This is a genomic window from Tabrizicola sp. YIM 78059, from assembly GCF_004959785.1.
GTDB classification, from domain to species: Bacteria; Pseudomonadota; Alphaproteobacteria; order Rhodobacterales; family Rhodobacteraceae; genus Tabrizicola; species Tabrizicola caldifontis.
Genome location: NZ_SJZH01000009.1, coordinates 16,796 through 38,122 on the forward strand (window position 1 = coordinate 16,796; position 21,327 = coordinate 38,122).

20 protein-coding genes are annotated in these 21,327 nt (G+C 65.6%); 7 read left to right on the forward strand and 13 right to left on the reverse strand.

The annotated features are described in order from the left end of the window. The first annotated feature begins 62 nt into the window (after positions 1-62). Together EZM81_RS12340 and EZM81_RS12345 are read left to right on the forward strand one after the other, a co-directional pair. Entirely contained in the window at positions 63-1,175 is a 1,113-nt protein-coding gene (locus EZM81_RS12340) for an ABC transporter permease (RefSeq protein ID WP_135450467.1), read from the forward strand. A gap of 4 nt (positions 1,176-1,179) precedes the next feature. Next, the gene (locus tag EZM81_RS12345) at positions 1,180-1,947 is read left to right on the forward strand and encodes an ATP-binding cassette domain-containing protein (RefSeq protein WP_135450466.1); all 768 of its coding nucleotides are present in this window, start codon (positions 1,180-1,182) and stop codon (positions 1,945-1,947) included. 316 nt (positions 1,948-2,263) lie between these two features. Here EZM81_RS12345 and EZM81_RS12350 read toward each other — a convergent pair whose 3' ends face one another. The 6 genes from EZM81_RS12350 to EZM81_RS12375 are packed head-to-tail and all read right to left on the reverse strand — an operon-like array spanning position 2,264 to position 7,695. Continuing rightward, positions 2,264-2,797: an NADPH-dependent FMN reductase gene (locus EZM81_RS12350; RefSeq protein ID WP_136645929.1), complete on the reverse strand. Its 534-nt coding sequence runs from the start codon at positions 2,795-2,797 to the stop codon at positions 2,264-2,266. 10 nt (positions 2,798-2,807) lie between these two features. Continuing rightward, entirely contained in the window at positions 2,808-4,118 is a 1,311-nt protein-coding gene (locus EZM81_RS12355) for a TRAP transporter large permease (protein WP_136645930.1), read from the reverse strand. Then, the gene (locus EZM81_RS12360) at positions 4,115-4,669 is read right to left on the reverse strand and encodes a TRAP transporter small permease subunit (protein ID WP_136645931.1); all 555 of its coding nucleotides are present in this window, start codon (positions 4,667-4,669) and stop codon (positions 4,115-4,117) included. The genes EZM81_RS12355 and EZM81_RS12360 overlap by 4 nt, the downstream gene beginning before the upstream one ends. 1 nt (position 4,670) lies before the next feature. After that, a complete protein-coding gene (locus tag EZM81_RS12365; protein ID WP_211195410.1) occupies positions 4,671-5,744 on the reverse strand; it encodes a C4-dicarboxylate TRAP transporter substrate-binding protein in 1,074 nt (357 codons plus the stop codon). A 35-nt stretch (positions 5,745-5,779) separates the two neighbouring features. Continuing rightward, on the reverse strand, positions 5,780-6,922 hold the full coding sequence (locus EZM81_RS12370; RefSeq protein WP_135450462.1) for a CaiB/BaiF CoA-transferase family protein: 1,143 nt from the start codon (positions 6,920-6,922) through the stop codon (positions 5,780-5,782). Further along, positions 6,919-7,695 carry a citryl-CoA lyase gene (locus tag EZM81_RS12375; protein WP_136645932.1) on the reverse strand — a complete coding sequence of 259 codons (777 nt, stop codon included), beginning with the start codon at positions 7,693-7,695 and terminating at the stop codon, positions 6,919-6,921. The genes EZM81_RS12370 and EZM81_RS12375 overlap by 4 nt, the downstream gene beginning before the upstream one ends. Before the next feature lie 99 nt (positions 7,696-7,794). On the opposite strand from EZM81_RS12375, the gene EZM81_RS12380 reads away from it, so the two are divergent. From EZM81_RS12380 to EZM81_RS12390, 3 genes are read left to right on the forward strand one after another with little or no spacing between them, the layout of a single operon-like run. Then, the gene (locus EZM81_RS12380; protein WP_135450460.1) at positions 7,795-8,655 is read left to right on the forward strand and encodes a dioxygenase; all 861 of its coding nucleotides are present in this window, start codon (positions 7,795-7,797) and stop codon (positions 8,653-8,655) included. Between the two features lie 23 nt (positions 8,656-8,678). After that, positions 8,679-9,479, forward strand: coding sequence for an IclR family transcriptional regulator C-terminal domain-containing protein (locus tag EZM81_RS12385; protein WP_135450459.1), 801 nt, complete (start codon positions 8,679-8,681; stop codon positions 9,477-9,479). Between the two features lie 47 nt (positions 9,480-9,526). After that, a complete protein-coding gene (locus EZM81_RS12390; RefSeq protein WP_136645933.1) occupies positions 9,527-10,981 on the forward strand; it encodes an amidohydrolase family protein in 1,455 nt (484 codons plus the stop codon). A 264-nt stretch (positions 10,982-11,245) separates the two neighbouring features. Here EZM81_RS12390 and EZM81_RS12395 read toward each other — a convergent pair whose 3' ends face one another. Further along, positions 11,246-11,704, reverse strand: coding sequence for an Lrp/AsnC family transcriptional regulator (locus tag EZM81_RS12395; RefSeq protein WP_136645934.1), 459 nt, complete (start codon positions 11,702-11,704; stop codon positions 11,246-11,248). Beyond that, the gene (locus EZM81_RS12400; protein ID WP_136646003.1) at positions 11,701-12,156 is read right to left on the reverse strand and encodes an Lrp/AsnC family transcriptional regulator; all 456 of its coding nucleotides are present in this window, start codon (positions 12,154-12,156) and stop codon (positions 11,701-11,703) included. Before EZM81_RS12400 ends, EZM81_RS12395 begins: the two co-directional genes overlap by 4 nt. A 130-nt stretch (positions 12,157-12,286) precedes the next feature. Between EZM81_RS12400 and ilvC the strand changes: the two genes are divergently transcribed. Then, positions 12,287-13,309 carry a ketol-acid reductoisomerase gene (ilvC, locus tag EZM81_RS12405; RefSeq protein WP_136645935.1) on the forward strand — a complete coding sequence of 341 codons (1,023 nt, stop codon included), beginning with the start codon at positions 12,287-12,289 and terminating at the stop codon, positions 13,307-13,309. A 242-nt stretch (positions 13,310-13,551) separates the two neighbouring features. Continuing rightward, positions 13,552-14,322: a hypothetical protein gene (locus tag EZM81_RS12410; protein WP_136645936.1), complete on the forward strand. Its 771-nt coding sequence runs from the start codon at positions 13,552-13,554 to the stop codon at positions 14,320-14,322. Between the two features lie 160 nt (positions 14,323-14,482). Here EZM81_RS12410 and glmM read toward each other — a convergent pair whose 3' ends face one another. The 5 genes from glmM to EZM81_RS12435 all read right to left on the reverse strand — a co-directional run bounded on the left by glmM (position 14,483) and on the right by EZM81_RS12435 (position 21,246). Beyond that, positions 14,483-15,826, reverse strand: a complete 1,344-nt coding sequence (glmM, locus tag EZM81_RS12415; protein ID WP_135450454.1) for a phosphoglucosamine mutase — start codon at positions 15,824-15,826, stop codon at positions 14,483-14,485. After that, positions 15,823-16,845 carry a dihydropteroate synthase gene (gene folP / locus EZM81_RS12420; RefSeq protein WP_136645937.1) on the reverse strand — a complete coding sequence of 341 codons (1,023 nt, stop codon included), beginning with the start codon at positions 16,843-16,845 and terminating at the stop codon, positions 15,823-15,825. Before folP ends, glmM begins: the two co-directional genes overlap by 4 nt. Positions 16,846-16,891: 46 nt before the next feature. After that, entirely contained in the window at positions 16,892-17,797 is a 906-nt protein-coding gene (locus EZM81_RS12425) for a dihydroneopterin aldolase (RefSeq protein WP_135450452.1), read from the reverse strand. Between the two features lie 89 nt (positions 17,798-17,886). Next, positions 17,887-18,507, reverse strand: coding sequence for a cell wall hydrolase (locus EZM81_RS12430; protein WP_136645938.1), 621 nt, complete (start codon positions 18,505-18,507; stop codon positions 17,887-17,889). A gap of 183 nt (positions 18,508-18,690) precedes the next feature. Further along, complete coding sequence (locus EZM81_RS12435) at positions 18,691-21,246, reverse strand: putative PEP-binding protein (RefSeq protein WP_135450450.1); 2,556 nt, start codon at positions 21,244-21,246, stop codon at positions 18,691-18,693. Between the last annotated feature and the right edge of the window lie 81 nt (positions 21,247-21,327).

The following is a 21,327-nucleotide window of genomic DNA, read 5'->3' on the forward strand; positions in this document are numbered from 1 at the left end:
CGTGACCAATGGGCAGGTCCGGGCTCTATCCGTGATCGGCAGAGGTTGGGGAGGAACTGGCCGTGGCTGAAGCGACGCATGGTGTCGGGGGGCTCAGGTATGACCCTGCAAAGCGAACGCGGGCGCCGGAATGGAATGTTCTTGGGGCGTTGATCCTGATCGTTCTGGTGTTCGAGATCCTGAACCGGATGCAGGGCGGCTCGTTCCTGTTCAACATGCGGGACAACGTGGACGCGATCTTCAACAAGCAGCGGCTGGACATCATGATCCTGCAGGTTGCGATCGTGGGGATCATCGCGCTGGGCGTGACTCAGGTCATCATCATCGGGGGCATCGACCTGTCGTCGGGCAGCGTCGTGGGTGCGACGGCGATGATCGTGATGAGTTTTGCCCAGACCGCAGTGGTGAACGGCAACCCCAACCCCAAGGCCATTTTCGGCGACTGGGCCATGGACCTGCCGGTGATCGTGCCCATAGCCGTAGGGCTGGCCTGCGGCCTGCTGGCGGGGCTGATCAACGGGCTTCTGGTGGCCTATACGAAGATCCCGCCCTTCATCGCCACGCTTGGCATGATGGTTTCGGCGCGCGGCGTGGCGCGCTGGTGGTCGAACGGCCAGCCGGTCAGCTTTCCGACCGAAAGCTACGGGTCGCTGGCCAATGGCGACCTGCTGGGCGGCATGACCTTCGGCATCCTGTCGTGGCCTGGGCAGAACCCGGCCGTGGTCTTCGTGCTGCTGGCAATCCTGTTCCACATCGTGATGGCCTACACGCTTTATGGCAAGCGCAGCTATGCCATCGGCTCGAACGAGGCTGCGGCGCGGATGTCCGGCATCAACGTCGATCGTCACAAGGTTCTGGTCTATGCCATCGCCGGCCTGATGGCGGCAGTGGCGGCGATCCTTCTGACCTCGAAGAACCTGACGGCCCAGGCCGGAATGGGGGTGATGTATGAACTCGACGCCATCGCAATGGCAGTGATCGGCGGCGTCAGTCTTGCAGGCGGACGCGGCTCGATCATCGGCACGGTGCTGGGCGCTGCGATCTTTTCCGTCATCATCTCGGGTTTTACCTCGATCCGGCTGGACGCCTACTATCAGGAGATGGTGAAGGGCGCGATCATCGTCGGCGCGGTGGTGCTGGACCAGTGGCGGCAGCGCAAGCGGGCAAGGGGGTAGGCCGATGTCGAAGATCATCCTGGAAACGCGCGGACTGACCAAGCACTACGGCGGGGTGCATGCGCTGGAGGACGCGAATTTCATCCTGCACGAGGGTGAACACGTTGCCGTCGTCGGTGACAACGGCGCTGGCAAATCGACCTTCGTTCGGCAGGTCACCGCCGTCGAACAGCGCACCAGCGGCGAGATCCTGTTCGACGGGCAGCCTGTGAATTTCTCCGGTCCGCTCGAGGCCCGCGAGGCCGGCATCGAGACGGTGTTCCAGACGCTGGCACTGGCAGACGATCTGGACGTGCCGTCCAATCTGTTTCTGGGAAGGGAACTGTTCCGTTTCCGCCTTGGCCCGTTCAGCTGGCTTGACCGGAAGGGGATGCGCGACCGCACGCTAGAGGCGCTGAAGACCACTGCAGTCAAGATCCCCAACGTGGACAATCCGATCCGCAACATGTCGGGCGGACAGCGCCAATGCGTTGCCATCGCGCGGACAGCCGCCTTTGCCTCGAAGCTTGTCATCATGGACGAACCCACCGCCGCCCTGGGTGTGCAGGAGACGGCTCAGGTCGAAAACATCATTCGGGGCCTCAAGGACCGGGGTATCCCGATGATCCTGATCAGCCACAACCTGCGGCAGGTCTTTGATCTGGTGGACCGGATCGTCGTCTTCCGCAGGGGCCGGATCGTCGCTTCGCTGCGCAAGGATGAAACCGACGGCAATGACATCGTCAGCTATATCACCGGCGTCAAGGGCGGGCAGGATCCCGTCGCGGCCTGACCGACCCCGGACAATCGTGGCCGACATGATCTCAGCGACCGCAGACCGCGGTCGCTGAGATACGTTTCATGCCATCTGCCAACAGGTGGGGGCCGTCCGCGTCCCCGCATGGATTTCAGGGTGTGAACGTCCTTTCAGCCGCGACAGCTGATCCGGCAGCACCGGAACCAGTGGGGAAACGGACGTATCGGGGACCCTGGTCTCGACCCTGGCAGGCCGAACGACAGGGCCGTGCAGCAGCCGGGCATCGCACTGATCGGCAGCATCGGTGGGACGCTGCCGTTGCGCACCGATTGAAAGCACTCCAGCGGCACGCCTATTGCCGGCGGATCCGCTCAAGAAAGGCCGACATTGCCGCCCCGGCAAAGTCCAGTACCGCCTGATCGGCAAAGACACCGTCCTTCACCTTCTTCACCGCCTCGGGCACGACGATCTCCTGCCAGGGGAAGGGTTCGGCCAGCATGGCCGACAGGATCTGCTTCAGGTGACCTTGCGCCCTCACCCCGCCCAAGGCCCCAGCCGATGTGGTGACAACAAGGCAGGGCTTTCCCTTGAAGACCGAGTTGTAGCCGGGTCGCGAAGCCCAATCGATCGCGTTCTTGAGCACTCCGGGTACAGAGTAGTTGTATTCTGGCGTGACGAACACCACCCCGTCCGCTGCCTTGACCTGCGCCAGCAGTGCCGCCACAGGCGCGCCGCCGTCATAGTCGGCGTTGTAGAAGGGCAGCGCGGCAATGTCGGCGGTTTGCGAGGTCACGTCTTCCGGCAGGCGGGCGGCCAGCGCCTTGAGAAGCGCGGTCGAAGATGCCTGTGCGCGCAGCGATCCGGGGAAGAAAAGCAGTCGGGTCATGGAACGTCCTTCAAAGTCGGGCAAGCCAGGTGGCGATGCCGGGGAACAGGGTCAGGATGAACAGCGCCGCCACCATTGCCAGCACGAAGGGCATGGTGCCGCGGAAGATGGTGCCCACAGGCAGCGCCGGGTCGTTCATCGCGGATTTGATGGTAAAGACCGACAGGCCGAATGGTGGGGTCAGCAGGCCGATCTCGACAGCAACGACGGTCATCACGCCGAACCAGATCATGTCGAACCCCGCCGCCTGCGCCACCGGCAGGGCGATGGGCAAAAGGATCAGCATGATCGAAATGCTGTCGATGATGCAGCCTAGCAGGATCACCACCAGCAGATAGATCACCAGAAAGCCCCAGGGTCCGACCGGGCCGGAAAGCAGGGTTTCCCCCAGCGCGGCCGGCAGGCCCGACATGGCCAGCATCCGGGAAAAGAAGCTTGCCGCCATGACCAGGAAAAGGACCGAAACGGTGATCTGCCCGGTTTCAACCAAAAGGCGCCAGAACCGCCCCTCGCCCAGAGACCGGCGCAGGACCGCAATCACCAGCGCACCAAGGGCACCAGCCGCGCCGGCCTCGGTCGGGTTCAGCAAACCGCCGTAAAGTCCACCAAGCACCAGTCCCATCAATGACAGTATCGGCAGCGCCTTGCGCAGGGTCTGGGAAAGCGTGAGTTCGGGGCCAACGTGGTCTTCGTTCCGATCGAACACTGCGGCAGGGCGCAACCGCGCCATCAGCAGGATCGTCAAGGTGAACATGACCGACAACAGCAAGCCCGGCCCGATACCGGCCAGGAACATCCGCCCGACTGATTCTTCTGCCTGCACGGCATAGACGATCATCAGCAGGGATGGCGGGATCAGCATTCCCAGCACGGATGACCCCGCCACCACCCCGGTCGCAAAGCCCCTGGCATAGCCATGCCGCACCATCTCGGGCACGGCGACGCGGGAAAAGACGCTGGCCGAAGCGATGGAGATGCCGGTAATCGAGGCAAAGACGGCATTGGCAAAGACCGTCGCAACCCCCAGCCCCGCCCTGACCTTGCGCAGCGCCGACTGGAACACGTCGAACGTGTCCTTTCCGACACCCGAAACGGTGACCAGCAGCCCCATCAGCACGAAAAGGGGCACCACGGCGAACAGATATTCCTGCAAGCTGTCCCGGGCGACCGACCCGGCCATTCGGAAGGCCACGTTCTCGTTACGGATGAGGGACACGCCGCCGAAGGATACCGCCAGCATCGCAACCCCGATGGGCATTCCGATCAGGATCAGCAACAGCAGAAGCCCGACCGCAAGGATGCCTATTTCCACCCCGGTCATTCCAGCCCCCCGCCGGTTCGCGCGCTGCCGTCCGCGATGGCACGCCAGGCCTGATGCAGGAATTGCAGCACCGCGACGGCAAGACCCAGAACGAAAGCCAGACCAAAGGGCCAGACCGGAAAGGTCAGCACCCCCTGGATGCCGATGTACTTTCCGCCCTCGTAATCGCGGATCAGCGTCAGCACCCCGGCCCAGCAGACCAAGGCCAGCATCGCCGCGCCGACCAGATCGTAGAAGGCCGACAGCACCGCTGCGACCCGGGGCCGCGACTGTGCCAGCGCACCAAGCACCATGTCGGTCCGCGCCAGACGGTTTGCCCGGATCGTCGTTGCGAGGGCCAGATAGACAATGGCAACCAGAAGCGAGGCGCCCAGTTCCGAAACCAGCGGCAGCGAGGCACCCAGCAGGTTCCGCGCCAGCGCATCGGCACTGATGATCAGCATCAGCACCACGATCAGCAGGGTAGAGATGGCGGCAAGCCCCTCTCCCACCCAGGTCAGCAGGCGGCCGACCGGCCCCATCGCACGGGCCGTCACGACGGGGCCGCTCACCTTATTCCGCCTTCCAGTCGCGGACCGGGGTTTCGCCCCGCGCCTTCAGCCCCGCCATGTAGGCATTCATCACCGTTGTGCCTGGAAGACCCTTTGCATCCAGATCGCGGGCCCAGTTGCCAGCAAGATCGGGCAGCGCGTTCACCCACGCCTCGCGCTGATCCTGCGGCAGTTCTGCCAGGGTGACGGGCGGGTTCTGGGTGGCGCCGGCCTCGATGATCTTCTGGGTCACGGCAACCGGACGTTCGAGCAGATCCTTGCCGTGGGCCTCGGTGTAATAGGCGCCGGCCTTCCTCATGGCGTCCTGCACTTCCTCGGGCAGGGCATCCCAACTGTCCTTGTTGATCGCAATCGCACCGGAAAAGGCGGTGCCCATCTGCACCTTGGTGATATAGGGCGCGACTTCGTAGATCTTGGCCGGGAAGACACCCAGCGCCAGCGACAGGACGCCGTCCGAAACGCCGGTCTGGATGTCGGTGTAGAAGGTGGTCAGCGCGCCATCGACCGGGTTTGCGCCCGTGCCGGAAAGCCAGGTGCCCAGCACGCCGGGGGCGGAAATCTTCATGCCGTTCAGATCGGCCAGGCTGCTGATCGGCTTCTTGGCATAAAGATCGTAGCTGTCGGTGCCTGTCAGACCCAGCACCACCAGGTTGTGGCTTTCCCATTCGGCCTTCAGCTCGGGGATCGTGTCGATCAGTTCCTGCATCACGGCCAGTTGCACGGGCGGGTTGTTGGTCGCGAAAGGCGCATAGCTGGAAACCTGGCTCAGCGGCAGTTCCGCGCCTTCCAGCAGCGAAAAGACCCAGCCCACATCCGTCACGCCCTGTTCCACCGAGGACAGCGTGGCATTGGCCTTGTATAGCGTGCCGCCGAATGCCTCGTTCCAGGTGATCTTGTAGTTGCCCGTTTCGGCCAGCAGACGGTCGGTCTCGGCCATGAAGTGGGTCTGCATCATGCCAACCCACGGAATAGCCGTGGGGTGGCTCGAGGCGATGGTCAGGTCGATGTTTTCCTGCGCCCAGGCAGCGCCGGGAATGACCATGGCCGAGGCCATGAGGATGGCTTTGATTTGCACGTCTTTCTCCTCCCAGATCAAGATTTTCGCGGGTGTCAGCCCGCCTTTCTTCCTTGCAGTTCCGCACGGATTTCCGCCCCGTGTTCATCCAGCACCGGGGGTGGCAGAACCTGGCGGTTGGCCTCGCCGTCAAAGTTGTAGGGCGCACGCACGGTGGTGAAGCGACCCATCAGGGCGTGATCGGCAGACACCTTGATACCCAGATGGACGGCCTGCGGATCCTCCAGCGCCTCGTCGCTGTCATAGGCCGGGGAATAGGGCACCTCGGCCGCCTCGAGCGCCGCGCACCAGTGGTCACGGGGCTTTGCCTTGAAGATCGGGGTCATGATCTCGATCAGGTCGTCCTGATGCCTGATCCTCTCCATCCGTTCGGCAAAGCGGGGGTCGGCAGCAAGGTGTTGCTGCCCTGTCGCCTCAAGGAAACCCTCCCAGAACTTCGGGGGGCTCGACATGTGGATCGCCACCCATTTCCCATCGGAGCATTCGAAGGTGTAGGACTGGCTGACCACCGGACGGGACAACGGCCCCATCACCTCGCCCGCGCTGAAGTAGTGGGTGAAGCTGTCCAGGTTGAAGTGGCACATCGCCTCGAGCATCGAGATGTCCAGCCGCCGCCCTTGCCCCGTAACCCCGCGCTCGACAAGCGCCGCGAGGATTCCGGTTGCCGCGTAATGGCCGGTTACCGCATCGGCAATGGCGGGGCCGATGACGCGGGGCTTCACCGGGGGCGTCATCAGCCGCAGGAAACCCGAGGCCGCCTGCGCAACCGTGTCATAGGTTGGCCGGTCACGCGCGGGTCCGGATGTGCCAAAGCCCGAAATGGCGCAGTAGATGATGTTCGGATTGATGCGGCGCAGATCCTCCTCACCCGCGCCCAGCTTTTCGGCTACGCCGGGGCGGAAGTTCTGGATGAAAACGTCCGCGCCTTCGATCAGCGCGTGGAACACGGCCAGATCCTCGGCCTTCCTGGTGTCCAGCGCAATCGACCGCTTGTTGCGGTTGTAGGTCTGGAAATGCGGGGAGTATAGCCCGCCCTTGAAGGCGCGGAACGGGTCGCCCTCGCCGGGGCGTTCGACCTTGATCACGTCGGCGCCAAGGTCGGCCAGCTGCATCGCTGCGGCGGGGCCGGTGATGTAGGTTCCCATCTCGACCACGCGGATATTGCGCAAGGGCATCATTTCGCGCGCTCCCCGTCATAGGCGATGGCAAGGTCGGCGTTGTGCGACAGGATGAACCCGATGGGGCGGCGCGATTCCTCGTAAAGGTGTGCGGCAAGTCCTCCGGCGCGGGCCAGCAGAGGCACAGCCTTCAAGGCTTCAAGCGGCCAGCCGGCATCCAGGATCACTGCCGGGATCGCGCCGCTGACATTGATCGGCAACGGGCGGCTCATGATGGCGGGCGCATGCTTGCCCACATGGCGCAGCGCCGCGACATGGGGGCCGGAGACACCCAGCTTGTCGGCAATCTCCAACAGCTTGTCGGCGCGCGGATCACCCGAGGAATGCTGCGGATGCCCCAGACCCGGCACCTTTTTCCGCGCCGCCTTCACCCCCTCCAGCGCCCTGACAGCCGCGGCCTCATCGCCGCCCGCCGCCACGACCTCGGCCAGGAAACGCCCGGCGATCTCGGACGACCCCGCGACGACAGTGCCCATGCCCAGTAGCCCCGCCGCCATGGCGCCCTGCCATGCCTCGGGTGCCGCCGCCAGCGTCATCCGCGCGGCCTGCACACTTGGGACCAGCCCGTGTTCGGCGATGGCCACCAGACAGGCGTTCATCATCGTCTTCTGCGCATCCGTGGGCCGGTGGCCGCAGACCAGCAACCAGAAATATTCGGTGAAGTCGATCTGCCCGATCAAATCGCCCACCAGGTCATGGCCCCGGACCGTGATCGAATGTTCGTCCGATGTGGCAATCGCCGTGAAGGCGTTGTCCTGCTTGCCGATCCTCATGGCGCACCTTTTTTCGTATAGCGAAATTATTTTCTCTTGCCGGAGAATATGCACTGCACTAGCTTGCCGTCAACCGGGTAAATTCAGGGAAGGTCAGCGATGCGTGACATCAACCAATTCACGATCACCGAGGCGGTGAAGAAATCCTTCAGGACAGAAGAGGGCAGCCGCTTCAAGTTCCTGCTGGAGACGTTCATCCAGCATCTGCACGACTACACCCGGGAAGTGAACATGACGCACGAGGAATGGATCGGCGTCCTGAACTTCCTGTATGACTGCGGGCAGATCTCCACGCCGGAACGGCACGAATTCATACTTCTGTCCGACGTTCTGGGTTTTTCGGCGCTGGTGGACATGATCAACACCAGGGGCGGCGCGACCGAGGGCTCAAACCTCGGGCCGTTCTATCTTGACGACGCTCCGCGCTTTGCGCTTGGAGGCGATCTGGGCAAGGGCCGCGACGGTGCGGTTCTGCTGGTCCAGGGGCAGGTGCGCGATTCGCTGGGCAACCCGATCCCCGGCGCCATCATCGACACCTGGCAGGCCGACAGCGCCGGGACCTATCCGATCCAGGAACAGGCAAGCGGGCAGGACAAGTACGACCTGCGCGGCATCTTCACCGCCGACGAGAATGGCAATTACTGGTACACCACCGTGCTGCCCAAGCCCTATACCGTGCCCTACGATGGCCCGGTCGGGCGCCTGCTGCGCGCGGGCAACCGCCACGCCTGGCGCGCCTCGCACCTGCACTACATCATCCGCGCCGAGGGCTACCGCCCGATCACGACCGAGATGTTCTTCGAAAACACCGATTATCTCGACAACGATGCGGTCTTCGGCGTGCGCAAGTCGCTGATCACCAAACTCGAGCCGGTGAAGGCCGGAGATGTGCTGCCCGCGACCGAAAAGAAGCCCGACGCGAAGTGCCACTTCGACTTCGTGCTTGCCCCGGCAGGCTGACGATGTCGGGCGGGGGACAGCCCATGGAAGGCGATCGGCCGCCTGAATTCGTCGAGGCACTGGCCAAGGGCCTGGCGGTGCTGGAAAGCTTCGACGCCGCGCATCCGGACATGACCCTGTCGGAAATCGCGCGTCGGGTTGGGTTATCCCCGGCTGCAGCCCGGCGCAGTCTGATCACGCTGATGGCGCTGGGCTATGTCGGGCAGAACGGCAAGCGTTTTCACCTGCGGCCCAAGGTGATGTCGCTTGGTTCGGGCTTCTACTTCGCCGCACGGATCGACGAGTTCCTTCTGCCCGAACTACGCCAGATCGTCGAAACCCATGGCGACGCTTCGTCGGTCGCGACGCTGGAAGGGACAGAGGTCGTCTATATCGCCCATCATTCCACCCAGCGCGCGCGCCGTGCCAGCGCCGTGGTGGGCGCGCGCTATCCGGCCCATGCCACCAGCCTCGGCCGCGTCCTGATGGCGGGCCTGCCGGATCATGAACTCGATGCGCGCCTTGCCCGGATGGAACCGGTGGCCCTGACCTCGCGCACCGTGACCGACAAGGCCGAGATACGCCGCCTGATCCTGAAGGCGCGGGAGGACGGCTACGCGACGACCGTCGATCAGCTTGACTACGGCATCACCGCGCTTGCCGTGCCGATCCGCGCCGCCGACGGGCGGGTGGTCGCGGCGCTGAACTCGTCCGGCTACACCGGCATGGTCACGCCCGAGGATCTGGTCGCCACCCGCCTGCCCGATCTGCGCGCCGCAGCCGCGCGGCTGGGCGCTGCTACTGCCCGCATCCCTGCACTTTCCGCCGTGCTCGACAGCCGCTGATCCGTGCTGCCCCGTCGGCCAAGACATCCATTCTGGGAGGAGAAACCATGTGCAAGCTCTGTGACGCCACCCGTCCAACCCTGGCCCGCGCGCCCGCCGACACCAGCGGCGCCGCGGCCCACCCTGCCCCTGCCCCCCTGCCCGCCGGCATCGGCCAGCCGGGCCGCAGGACGCTGATCCGGGGCGGCCACATCCTGTCCATGGATGTCAACGTCGGCAATTTCGCCAGCGGAGACGTGCTGATCGAGGGTGCGAAGATCCTCGCCGTCGGCGCCAACCTCGACGCTGGCGATGCCGCCGTGATCGACGCCTCGGGCCATGTCGTCATGCCGGGCTTCATCGACACCCACCACCACCAGTTCGAAACCGCGCTGCGCTCGATCCTGGCCGATGCGATTCTGGTCAACGACGGGCGGCCGGAAAGCGCCGCCAACTACTATGAATGGATGCTGCAGAAGTTCAGCGTCCTCTACCGGCCCGAAGACGTGTATATCTCGGAGCTTTTCGGCTCGATCAGCCAGATCGACGCGGGCGTGACCACGGTGATGGATGTCAGCCAGATCCATCACAGCCCTGAACATTCCGACGCCGCGATCAGCGCCCTGCGCGCTGCCGGCCGCCGCGCGGTCTTCGGCTATTTCGAGGGCTGGGGCGAGAAAGCCCAGTATCCGGCCGACGCCCGCCGGATCAAGGCGCAGCATTTCGCCAGCGACGACCAGCTTCTGACCATGGTGATGGGCGCGGAAATCTACCTGCCCGGCTACGAGGCTGCCTGGGCCACCGGCCGCGAGCTGAACATTCCCCTCGCCATGCACATCGTCGGCACCTTCGGCATGGCCCCCACCTTCGACTCCCTGGCCGAGGCCGGCCAGTTCGGGCCTGACTGCATCTTCATCCACATGACCGGGATGAGCGACATGGCCTGGCAGAAGGCTGCGGATGCTGGCGCCCACGTTTCGCTGTCCGTCCCGATCGAGATGCAGATGCGCCACGGCGTGCCGCCGATCCAGAAATGCCTGAACCTGGGGATGCTGCCGTCGCTGTCTTCGGATGTGGAATGCACGATGACGGCGGACCCCTTCACCCAGATGCGCTCTACCATCACCCTGCAACGGATGTTCGCCAACGAACTGGCGCTGAACGGTCAGGACTACCCCAAGCTGCTGTCGGCGCTTGAGGTGATCGAGATGGCAACGATGGGCGGGGCAAAGGGCCTGAAGCTCGACCACAAGACCGGCAGTCTGACACCGGGGAAAGAGGCCGACATCGTGCTGCTGGACGCCAGCGCCCTGAACGTCGCACCCCTGAACCATGTCCCCGGCGCGGTGGTGACGCTGATGGAGCGGTCCAACGTCTCGACCGTGATCTGCGCGGGCCAGGTGCGCAAGTGGCGGGGCAAGACTCTCGGCCATGACATCGCGAAGTTGCGGGCAGAGCTTGAGGCCAGCCGTGACTATCTGCTGGAAAAGGCCGGGGTGGAAAAGGATCTGTTCCGGGTGTGAAGGGCCGCCTCGTGCCGGCTGCGCTAGCCGCCGGCACGAGGCATCGCAGACTTCCCGTGCAACCTGGCCAGCGCAAGGATCCCCGGACAGCCGAACCGCAAGAGCCCTGGCAACGCCGATCAGGTTTTCATGAAATACTCCTGCCCCTCTTTTTTTTCCGACAGCCGGAACGGTGATTTCGCCCCAGCCCTCGCTTCACCAAGGATCATGCCTTCGGCCACATGCCAGAACGCAAGGGAATGCTGTCAAGGCTGCCGACGATCTTCACGGCAACGGGCCCGGCCGGCGCTCTTCCGTCAGCAGCACGTTCGCTTCCACATTGCCGACCCCCGGCAAGGTCATGATGCGGCGGCGCAGCACGCGCTCGAAATCGGCGATGTCACGCGCAACGACCCGCAGGCGATAGTCGAACAGGCCCAGCACATGCTGCACCACCTGCACCTCGGGGATGGCCTGCACGGCGCGCTCGAAATCCTCAAGGCTCACCCGCCCCTTCGTTGCAAGCTTGACGCCCAGGAACACCGTGACCCCGAAGCCTAGCGCCTCGCGGTCCACCTCGACCGCCAGGCCCTTCAACACCCCCGCCTCCTCCAGCCGTCGCACGCGCCGCCATGCGGAGGGCTGCGACAGGCCCAGCCGGCGCCCCAGTTCCCCGGCCGAAAGCGTGCCGTCCGCCGCCAGCGCCCGCAGGATCGCCCGGTCGGTGTCGTCAAGGTCGATCACAGCGGAAGCCCCCCCGTCTCCTTGATCGTCGCAACCAGCATCAGCGCCTCGACCTCGGCGATGTGCGGCAGGGTCAGGATCCGGTCGCGGTAGATGCCGGTCCAGTGCCCCATGTCGCGGGCGATCACGTTCAGCCGCACATCCACCCGGCCGAGGAAGGTCTCGATTGCGATGACCTCGGGCACCTCGCGCGCCGCCGCGATGAATTCGTCGAAGGCACGCGGGTTGGTCTTGTCCAGCGTGAAGCGCAGCGAGACCTCGACCGCATAGCCAAGCGCCCGCCAGTCGATCCGCGCGCCCTCAGACCGTATCACCCCGCCCGCCCGCAGCCGGTCGAGCCTGCGCCACAGCGTCGCCGGCGTGACGCCCGCGCGCTCGGCCAGCACCGCGCGCTCCAGCCCCGGCTCGGCAAGCCAATGGCGCAGGATGCGGCGGTCGGTGTCGTCGATCAGCATGAAATTTCCGTCGAATGGCGCTTTCAGGAATGATCTTTTGCATATCCGCCGCCAGTCGTCAAAGATTGCACGGGTCGCGCGGCAGAAATCCCTATTGTCGCGCCATCGACACCAAGGAGGACGCCCGATGCGCGTTTACTACGACCGCGACTGCGATGTGAACCTGATCAAGGACAAGAAGGTCGCCATTCTTGGCTATGGCTCCCAGGGCCATGCCCATGCGCTGAACCTGCGCGACAGCGGCGCGAAGAACGTCGTCGTCGCGCTGCGCGAAGGCTCGCCCAGCGCCAGGAAGGCCGAGGCCGAGGGCCTGAAGGTCATGGGCATCGCCGAGGCCGCCAAGTGGTGCGACCTCATCATGTTCACCATGCCCGACGAGCTTCAGGCCGCGACTTACAAGCACTATGTGCACGACAACCTGCGCGAGGGCGCGGCCATCGCCTTCGCCCACGGCCTGAACGTGCACTTCGGCCTGATCGAGCCGAAGAAGGGCGTCGATGTCATCATGATGGCGCCGAAGGGCCCCGGCCACACGGTGCGCGGCGAATACGTCAAGGGCGGCGGCGTGCCCTGCCTCGTGGCCGTCCACCAGGACGCGACCGGCAAGGCGATGGAACTGGCGCTCTCCTACTGCTCGGCCATCGGCGGCGGGCGGTCCGGCATCATCGAGACCAACTTCCGCCAGGAATGCGAAACCGACCTCTTCGGCGAGCAGGCGGTCCTCTGCGGCGGCCTTGTTGAGCTGATCCGCATGGGCTTCGAAACCCTGGTCGAGGCCGGCTACGAGCCGGAAATGGCCTATTTCGAATGCCTGCACGAGGTGAAGCTGATCGTGGACCTGATCTACGAGGGCGGTATCGCCAACATGAACTACTCGATCTCGAACACGGCCGAGTATGGCGAATATGTCTCGGGCCCCCGCATCCTGCCGCGCGAGGAAACCAAGCGGCGGATGAAGGAAGTCCTGCACGACATCCAGACCGGCAAGTTCGTCCGCGACTTCATGCAGGAAAACGCCGTGGGCCAGCCCTTCTTCAAGGCCACCCGCCGGCTGAACGACGAACACCAGATCGAGAAGGTCGGCGAGAAGCTGCGCGCCATGATGCCCTGGATCGGCAAGGGCAAGCTGGTGGACAAGGCGCGGAACTAGGCCCGGACAGGTGCGCTGAAGCGCACCCTGCGCAGGGGCGCGCAACCGGCGCCCCTGTCCCTGGCGAAGCCGCAAGATGCGCAGACGGCTTCGCCTCTTCCCTTTGTGCCTTGCGATCCTGCGGTTTGTCCTGAACGCTGTCGTGGTGTCGCTTGGCGACCTTTCGACCTGCCTGATCATCGCCTTGACAAGGGGCCTTCCCCCCGCGAACCCTGCGTCATCCCCGGACGAGCGCCCGCAGCATGACCACCCTGATGATCCTGATGCCCACCGGCGGCCAGATCGACACGCCGGCCGTCCACAGCCTGCTGGGCCTCACCCAGGCGCTGCAACGTAAAGGCATCGCCTTTGCGCTGAAGACCTACGAATGGTCCGATCTGGTGATTTCGCGCAATTACCTGATGTCGGTGTTCTTGGCGAACCGCAATTTCAGCCACGCGCTGCTGCTGGACAGCGATATGAGCTATCAGCCGCAGCTATTCTTCGAGCTGCTTGATTTCGATGCCGATTTCACCTGCGCGGCCTATCCGCAGCGACGGATGCCATGGGCCGCCTTTCGTGCCGCCATAGAGCGCGAAGTCATGAAGCCCGCGGCCGAGCGCGCCTCGACCGCCGATCTTCTGGCCGAGGCCCTGCGCTACAACGTGGCCGAAGTCTATGACCGCGGCCAGCCCTGGCCGCTGGAGCGGCGCGGCAAGTTCCGCAAGGTGCCGGGGGCAGGTACCGGCTTCATGCTGATCCGTCGCGCCGTCCCGGAACGCATGGTGGAAATGGGTGCGGCAAGGCCCGTTCCGGGCTTCAATGGCCCTGGCTACCCCGGCGCCGATTTCCACGACTTCTTCAGCCACCTGCGCGGCCGCGGCGGCGAGATCATGCATGGCGAGGACACCTCCTTCTGCCGCCGCTGGATCGAGGGTTGCGGGGGCGAAATCTGGTGCCATGAGGCCGCGCAGATCACCCACCATGGCACGCTGGCCTATCCCGGAAACTATGCGCTTGCCCCGAAACCCTGACGTCTGGCACGCGCCCGCCGCCAGAGGGCTGCATAGCGGGCGGGTGGGCCCCGCCTGAAGGGGGCGGTCTGTCCGCGCCCGGTCGGGCGACAGGCGTCGCGATCACCACCGCCTTCGTCACATCCAGAACCGAAAGCCTGAACCTGGCCGCGCAGGGCCGTCAGACGGCCGCCTGCATTGCGCCCACGATCTCGTCCACCACGGCGTCCAGCAGGCTTTCGTCCTCGCATTCCGCCATCACGCGGATCAAGGGCTCGGTGCCCGACTTGCGGATCAGGATGCGTCCCAGGCCGGCAAGCCGGGCCTCGCTTTCGGCGATGACCCGGCGCACCTCTTCGGCATCCAGCGGTCGCGCGCCTTCAGCGAAGCGGACATTTCTCAGCTTCTGCGGCACGGTTTCGAAATTGCGGGTCAGGCTACTGGCTGGCTGGCCGGTTCGGACCATTTCCGCAAGGAACTGCAAGCCCGCGATCAGCCCGTCGCCCGTGGTGGCATAGTCGGTCATCACGATATGGCCCGACTGTTCGCCGCCCAGATTGAAGCCACCCTCGCGCATGCGTTCCACCACATAGCGGTCGCCGACGGCCGTACGTTCCAGCCGCAGGCCGCGCCCTTCCAGGAATCGCTCCAGCCCTAGGTTCGACATCACCGTGGCCACCAGCGCGCCGCCGCGCAGGCGCCCCTCCTCGGCCCAGCGCGCCGCCAGAAGCGCCATGATCTGGTCGCCGTCCGCCACCTGGCCAGTCTCGTCAAGGATCATCACCCGGTCGGCATCGCCATCCAGGCTGATCCCCACATGCGCCCCATGCGCGACCACCGCCTCTGCCGCAGTGTCGGTATGGGTGCTGCCGCAGTTTTCGTTGATGTTGGTACCATTCGGATGCACCCCGACCGGGATCACCTCGGCCCCCAGTTCCCACAGCACTTCGGGCGCTGCCTTGTAGGCCGCCCCGTTGGCGCAATCGATCACCACCTTCAACCCGTCCAGCCGAAGGCCGGCCGGAAAGCTGGTCTTGACGAATTCCTGGTATCGCCCGCGCCCGTCTTCGATCCGCCTTGCGCGGCCGATGTTCCCCGGCTTTGCCGGTGGGATCTCCCCTTCGAGCAAGGCCTCGATCTCGGCCTCTGCCGCATCCGACAGCTTGAAACCGTCCGGCCCGAAGAACTTGATGCCGTTGTCCTCATGCGGGTTATGGCTGGCCGAGATCATCACCCCGACATCCGCCCTTAGCGAGCGCGTCAGGTACCCGACGGCCGGTGTCGGCACCGGCCCCAGCAGCATGACGTTCATGCCTGTCGAGGTCAGGCCCGCCGTAAGCGCGTTTTCCAGCATGTAACCCGACAGGCGCGTGTCCTTGCCGATCACCACCCGGTGCCCGGCGCTTCCATCACGCCTGAAATACCGCCCTGCGGCCGCGCCCAGCTTCAGCGCCAGTTCCGCCGTCATAGGCCAGCTGTTGGCCCGCCCCCGCACGCCATCGGTTCCGAACAGCCGCCGCGTCATGCCATCTCCTCAAGTGGTTCGGTGTGCATCGCCTGCCACAGCCGCAGCGCCTGCCGCGTCTCGGCCACATCATGCACCCTGGTGATCTGCACGCCTTGTGCAAAACCCGTCAGCGCCACCGCCAGCGATCCCGGCATCCGCGCATCCGGGGCCTCGGCCCGACCGATCGAACCAATGAACCGCTTGCGCGAGGCACCAAGCAGGATCGGGCAGCCCAGCCCATGCAGAAGCGACAGCCCACGCAGCAAAGCCAGGTTGTGCACCGCAGTCTTGCCGAAACCGATGCCGGGATCGACGGCGATGTTCCGGCGGTCGATTCCCATCGCCTCGGCCCGGGCCAGCCGCCGGGCCAGCTCGTCATAGACATCCAGCAGCACATTGCCGTAGCGCGGGTCGTCCTGCATGGTCTCGGGCAGGCCCTGGGAATGCATCAGCACCAGGGGCACGCCTTCACGGGCGATCAGCGGGCCCAGTGCCGGGTCGAAGGACAGGCCCGAAACATCGTTGACCAACGTTGCACCACCCCGGATCGCCGCCGCCGCCACCGACGCCTTGCGGGTGTCGATCGAGATCGGGGCACGCATGCCACCCGCCCGCAGGGCCTCGATCACCGGAACGGTGCGGGAGATTTCCTCGGCGATCGGCACTTCCCTTGCGCCTGGCCGTGTGCTTTCGCCGCCAATGTCCACGATCTCGGCATCGTCCGCGATCTGCTGCCCCTGGCGGACGGCAACTTCGGCCGAGCAAAAGCGCCCGCCGTCGGAAAAGCTGTCGGGTGTCACGTTCAATATGCCCATGAGGCGCGGGCGATCCATCGACAGGCTCGCGAACGCGGCGCGCGGTGCGGTCAGGCGGTGCAACACGGGCTCGGGCACCTCGCCCGCCGGGATGACCCAGGGCGCAGCACTGCGCGACAGAACCTCGACCCGGTCGAACCAGCACCAGCCACCCGCCAGCGGCAAGGCACCTGCCGCACGGGCCGGGTCGATCATGGGGATGGGGCGATAATAGTATTCCATGGCGTCGGGAGTGGCCGAAGCCCGACCGCTTGGCAAGGGGGAAGCGTCACACCCGTTTCACCGGCACGCGGCTTCCTGCCGGCACTGCAACCTGGCCGTGAACAACCAATGCCGTTGCGGCCATCGTTTCGGCAAGCCAAAGGGCCAGCGTCACCGGTTCGGTCCCCTTCGGCCCGTCCACAGCGTCCAGCACCAGCTTCGATGGGGCCCAGACTACCGTCTGGCCGCGCTTCATCGCCCAGTCGATTTCGGTGCGCGTCGCCACCACGACGCAGCGCGGATCGCGGGCGGCCAGGGCCCAGGCGTTCTGTTCGATGGCCAGCAGGTCGATCCGGCGCTGCGTCGGCTTGTGGCCGGTCACGGGCCGCGGCAGATCCGGCAGGCCGACAGTCAGGATGAGCGGCAGCCCCTCGGCCTGAAGCGCGTCCAGCCGTGCCGGCAGCGCGGGGTCGGCGATCGCCGCGTTGTCGAAATGAACCACCAGCGGATGCACCGTCGCTTCGCTGTCATCCGTCCGGCGCAGGGGCACCTCGGCGCGCGAACGCACGATTTCCACCCCAAGGGCATAGGGACCGATGTCCAGCTTCTCGATCCGGATGAAGGCGCGCATGGCGGCGGGTTCGGCCAGGATGCGCTCCGCCACCCGTTCAGCCAGCGTCTCCAGCAGGTTCAGCCGCTCTGCCGCCAGTTCGGCCGCGATGGCCTCGGTGATCCGGTCGTAGCTGAGGATACGGTCCACATCATCGTCCAGCGGCCCGGTCACCGGGCGCACCTCGACCACCACATTGAAGCGCAGCCGCTGCTTGTGGCCGCGTTCCTGCTGGAAGGCGCCGATCTCGGCCTCGACGACATGATCGCGAAGGCTGATCCGGTCGCGCGGGTCGGCGCTGGCAGAGGCCTCGGCCCTGTCCTCCGGATGCGCGAAGGCAAGCTCGATATCGGACATGGTCATGGGCGCCTCCGCGGGATTGCGCTTCTCATACCACGCGGGGCGGGCGGGCCAAGCGGGAAGCCGCCCGATTGCGCGCAGAAGACGACATCTCAGCCGGGATGGCGGTAGAACGTATGGGCCCCTATGGTCGCGGTGCGCGCAAAGCGTTTCGACCAGTTCGGACGCACGGCGCGGGCGTGGAAGTGCGTCGCGCCATCGGTCAGCAGCCGCGGCGCCCCGTCCAGCATGGCCCGGGCGATCCGGCCCGCAAGATCGGCCGCGCCTTTTTCCCGCATCCGGACCTTGCCGTTGCAGGCGTATGAGAACTGGCAGCCCCCGCCACCGCGCTGCTTGACCACACCGCAGACCGTTCGGGGGTAAAGCGGACTGTCCACGCGGTTCAGGATGACCTCGGCCACCGCAATCTGGCCTTCAAGGCTTTCGCCGCGTGCCTCGAAATAGATGGCCTCGGTCAGACACTGCCACTCGGCATCGCCCTCGGGCGCAGGCTGCGCCATGAGCCAGGCCTCGGTCAGGCCGTCGGTCTGGGCGGCGGCCGGCAGCATTCCTGACATGTCGGGGTCGGGCAACCGGGTGATCACGGGGATGCGCACATCAGGCATGCGCATATCGTAAGCGGAGGAGGAGTGGACATCGCCCATGGCAGGGGCGGCCGCCATGGCCGCCACGAGAAGGGGCGCCACCCTGCGCCCCACATCAGACAGTTTCATTCTGCTCTTCCGTCATTGTTTTCGAACGCGGCGGAAGCAGTCCCCGCCTTTGCAAGCGGTCGGGGGCTTAGGCGAGGAACCAGGGGGCGGTCTACCGCTGTTGCCAAAAAGCAACGCTTTTGGCCGATCTTTCGGCGGAATCTCGCCGAAAAATGCGACCCAAACCTCAAGTCCTTCCGGCAATCAGCTGTTTTTGAATGATGATTTTCGATCTTTCAAGGCAAGGTGCGCCGCAGCCAGCCGCGCCATTGGCACACGGTAGGGCGAGCAGGAGACATAATCGAACCCGGCCCTGCGGCAGAAGGCGATCGATTCCGGGTTGCCGCCGTGTTCACCACAGATGGACAATGTCAGGTCTTTCCGCGTTCTGCGGCCACGTTCCGCACCAATCAGCAGCAACTCTCCAACCCCGTCTACATCAAGGATGTGGAAGGGGTCTTCGGGAAAGACCCCTTGGCGGACATAGGTGTTCATGAACCGCCCTGCGTCGTCGCGGCTGAGGCCATAGGTCATCTGCGTCAGGTCGTTGGTGCCGAAGGACAGGAAGGCCGCGTGCTGGGCGATGTCACCCGCCCGAAGCGCCGCGCGCGGGGTTTCGACCATGACACCCAGCTTGTAGTCGAAACCGGCCCCCGCCCTGGTGCGCACCATGGCGGCGACGGCGTCGATCCGGGTCTTGATCAGCTCCACCTCGCGGCGCGCGCTGACCAGCGGGATCATGATCTCGGGCACGACCGGCGCGCCGCGGCGGGCCGATTCCAGCGTCGCCTCGAAGATCGCCTGGACCTGCATGTCGTAGATCTCCGGCAGCACCACCCCCAGCCGCACCCCGCGCATACCGAGCATCGGATTGACCTCGGTCAGCGCCTCGGCCCGGCGGGTGACTTCGGACAGGGGGCGATCCAGAGCCTCGGCCAGCTCGCGCAGGCCCTCGCGCGTCTGGGGCAGGAATTCGTGCAGCGGCGGGTCGAACAGGCGGATGCAGACCGGCAGGCCCTGCATGATTTCAAAGAGTTGCACGAAATCCGCCCGCTGCATCGGCAGAAGCCGCGCGAGCGCCGCGGCACGGTCGCCAGGCGCGTCGGCAAAGATCATCTCGCGCATCACGACCAGGCGGTCCTCGTCGAAGAACATGTGTTCGGTGCGGCACAGGCCGATGCCTTCCGCCTCGAACTTGCGCGCGGTCTCGGCGTCAGCGGGGGTGTCGGCATTGGCGCGGATTCCGATGTCGCGCACCTCGTCGGCCCAGGCAAGCAGCCGGCGGAAGCTGTCATCCAGCGCCGGGGGCAGCATGATGGCCGCGCCTGCCAGCGCTTCGCCCTTCGACCCGTCCAGCGTCACCACGTCGCCCTCGCGGAACACCCGGCCATCGGCCGTGGTCAGCTTGCGGTCGCGCGCATCCAGCCGCATGTCGCTGGCCCCCACCACGCAGGGCAACCCCAGCCCGCGCGCGATCACCGCAGCATGGCTGGTCATGCCGCCGCGTTCGGTCAGCACAGCCGCCGCCGAATGCATCCCGCGGATATCCTCGGGCGAGGTTTCGCGGCGCACCAGGATGCAGGGTTCACCCCGCGCCGCTGCCGCCTGCGCGGCGGATGAGGAGAACACCAGAACCCCGGTGGCCGCCCCCGGCGAGGCGGCGATCCCGCGCGCGATCACGTCGCGATTCCCGCGCGGATCGACCTGATGGTGCAGCAATTCGGAAAGCGCCTGCGGCTCGACCCGCAGGACTGCCTCGTTACGTTCGATCACCCCATCCTCGGCCAGCGCCACCGCGATGCGCAGCCCCGCCCGCGCCGACCGCGGCACCTTTACTGCATCCAGCACCGCCAGACGGCCGTCCTCGACGGTGAATTCGATCTGCATCTCCTCGCGCAGCCGGGCCCGGCAGATGGCGCCGTATGCGACCAGCTTTTCAAAGATCTCGGGGGCCACGTCCTCCAGCGAGGGGCCGCGCGGATCGCGGGTCAGATACAGCGCCTCTGTCGTCTTCAGCGCGTCCCGGCCCTGGCTCTGGCCCAGATAGCGCCCGGTAATCTGCGGCTGGCCGGTAACCGGATCGACGAACTGGATCACGCCACTGCCGCTGATCCCCTGCCCGATGCCCTGGGCCATCTCCTGCACCACAAGGCCCAGCGCCGCCTCTTCCGGGGCGCCCTTGGCCTGACGCAGCAGCCGGGCAGAGGTGCCTTCCCATGCCCGTGCCATGCTGCGCAACACCTCCGACAACTGCCGCGCAGGATCCTGGGGGAAGGGTTCGTCAGTCTCGACCTCGTATTCGCGCAAGGCATCGCGCAGGGCGCCGGGGCCTGGCTTGAGGCCGTCGAAGACCTCCGGGTCAAGCCGGGCCACATGAATCGCATAGGCCTGCACGAAGCGCAGATACAGCGCATCCGCTGCCTGTTCGCCATGGGTTTCGGCCAGACGGGCATGGCGCTTGGCGTTCAGCCCGATGTTCAGGATCGTCGCGGGCCCGCCCCAGTCTGGGTTTGCCGGCGAGGGGCGCACGGAAATCAGCGGCCCGTCACCGAAATGGTTCAGGATACCTGCCGCATCCACCCCGTGCCCCGCCGCGATCGCGCGAACGGTCGAGGCGGGCAGCGCGACCGACTTCGGCACCGGCAGATCCAGCCGGACCAGCCGCTGCAGGCATTTCGCCCGCCAGCCATGCGTGGCCGTCGCGATCTGCGCGCCTGGCGTGATCTGGGCGAATTCGGCGATGGGATCGTGTTTCTGCACCGCAGCACCCCTGTATTCAGGCGCAGCATACGCCGATTGCCCTGTCACGCAAGCGTGACATGGCAGGACGACGATGAATCC

Bases quoted from the DNA above. Each gene is read 5' to 3' on its own strand.
- EZM81_RS12430 (WP_136645938.1), bottom strand. From the start codon at position 18,507: ATGAAACTGTCTGATGTGGGGCGCAGGGTGGCGCCCCTTCTCGTGGCG.
- EZM81_RS12345 (WP_135450466.1), top strand. From the start codon at position 1,180: ATGTCGAAGATCATCCTGGAAACGCGCGGACTGACCAAGCACTACGGC.
- EZM81_RS12390 (WP_136645933.1), top strand. From the start codon at position 9,527: ATGTGCAAGCTCTGTGACGCCACCCGTCCAACCCTGGCCCGCGCGCCC.
- EZM81_RS12380 (WP_135450460.1), top strand. From the start codon at position 7,795: ATGCGTGACATCAACCAATTCACGATCACCGAGGCGGTGAAGAAATCC.
- glmM (WP_135450454.1), bottom strand. From the start codon at position 15,826: ATGACGCGGCGGCTGTTCGGAACCGATGGCGTGCGGGGGCGGGCCAAC.
- EZM81_RS12350 (WP_136645929.1), bottom strand. From the start codon at position 2,797: ATGACCCGACTGCTTTTCTTCCCCGGATCGCTGCGCGCACAGGCATCT.
- EZM81_RS12355 (WP_136645930.1), bottom strand. From the start codon at position 4,118: ATGACCGGGGTGGAAATAGGCATCCTTGCGGTCGGGCTTCTGCTGTTG.
- EZM81_RS12410 (WP_136645936.1), top strand. From the start codon at position 13,552: ATGACCACCCTGATGATCCTGATGCCCACCGGCGGCCAGATCGACACG.
- EZM81_RS12370 (WP_135450462.1), bottom strand. From the start codon at position 6,922: ATGATGCCCTTGCGCAATATCCGCGTGGTCGAGATGGGAACCTACATC.
- EZM81_RS12425 (WP_135450452.1), bottom strand. From the start codon at position 17,797: ATGACCATGTCCGATATCGAGCTTGCCTTCGCGCATCCGGAGGACAGG.
- EZM81_RS12385 (WP_135450459.1), top strand. From the start codon at position 8,679: ATGGAAGGCGATCGGCCGCCTGAATTCGTCGAGGCACTGGCCAAGGGC.
- EZM81_RS12375 (WP_136645932.1), bottom strand. From the start codon at position 7,695: ATGAGGATCGGCAAGCAGGACAACGCCTTCACGGCGATTGCCACATCG.
- folP (WP_136645937.1), bottom strand. From the start codon at position 16,845: ATGGAATACTATTATCGCCCCATCCCCATGATCGACCCGGCCCGTGCG.
- ilvC (WP_136645935.1), top strand. From the start codon at position 12,287: ATGCGCGTTTACTACGACCGCGACTGCGATGTGAACCTGATCAAGGAC.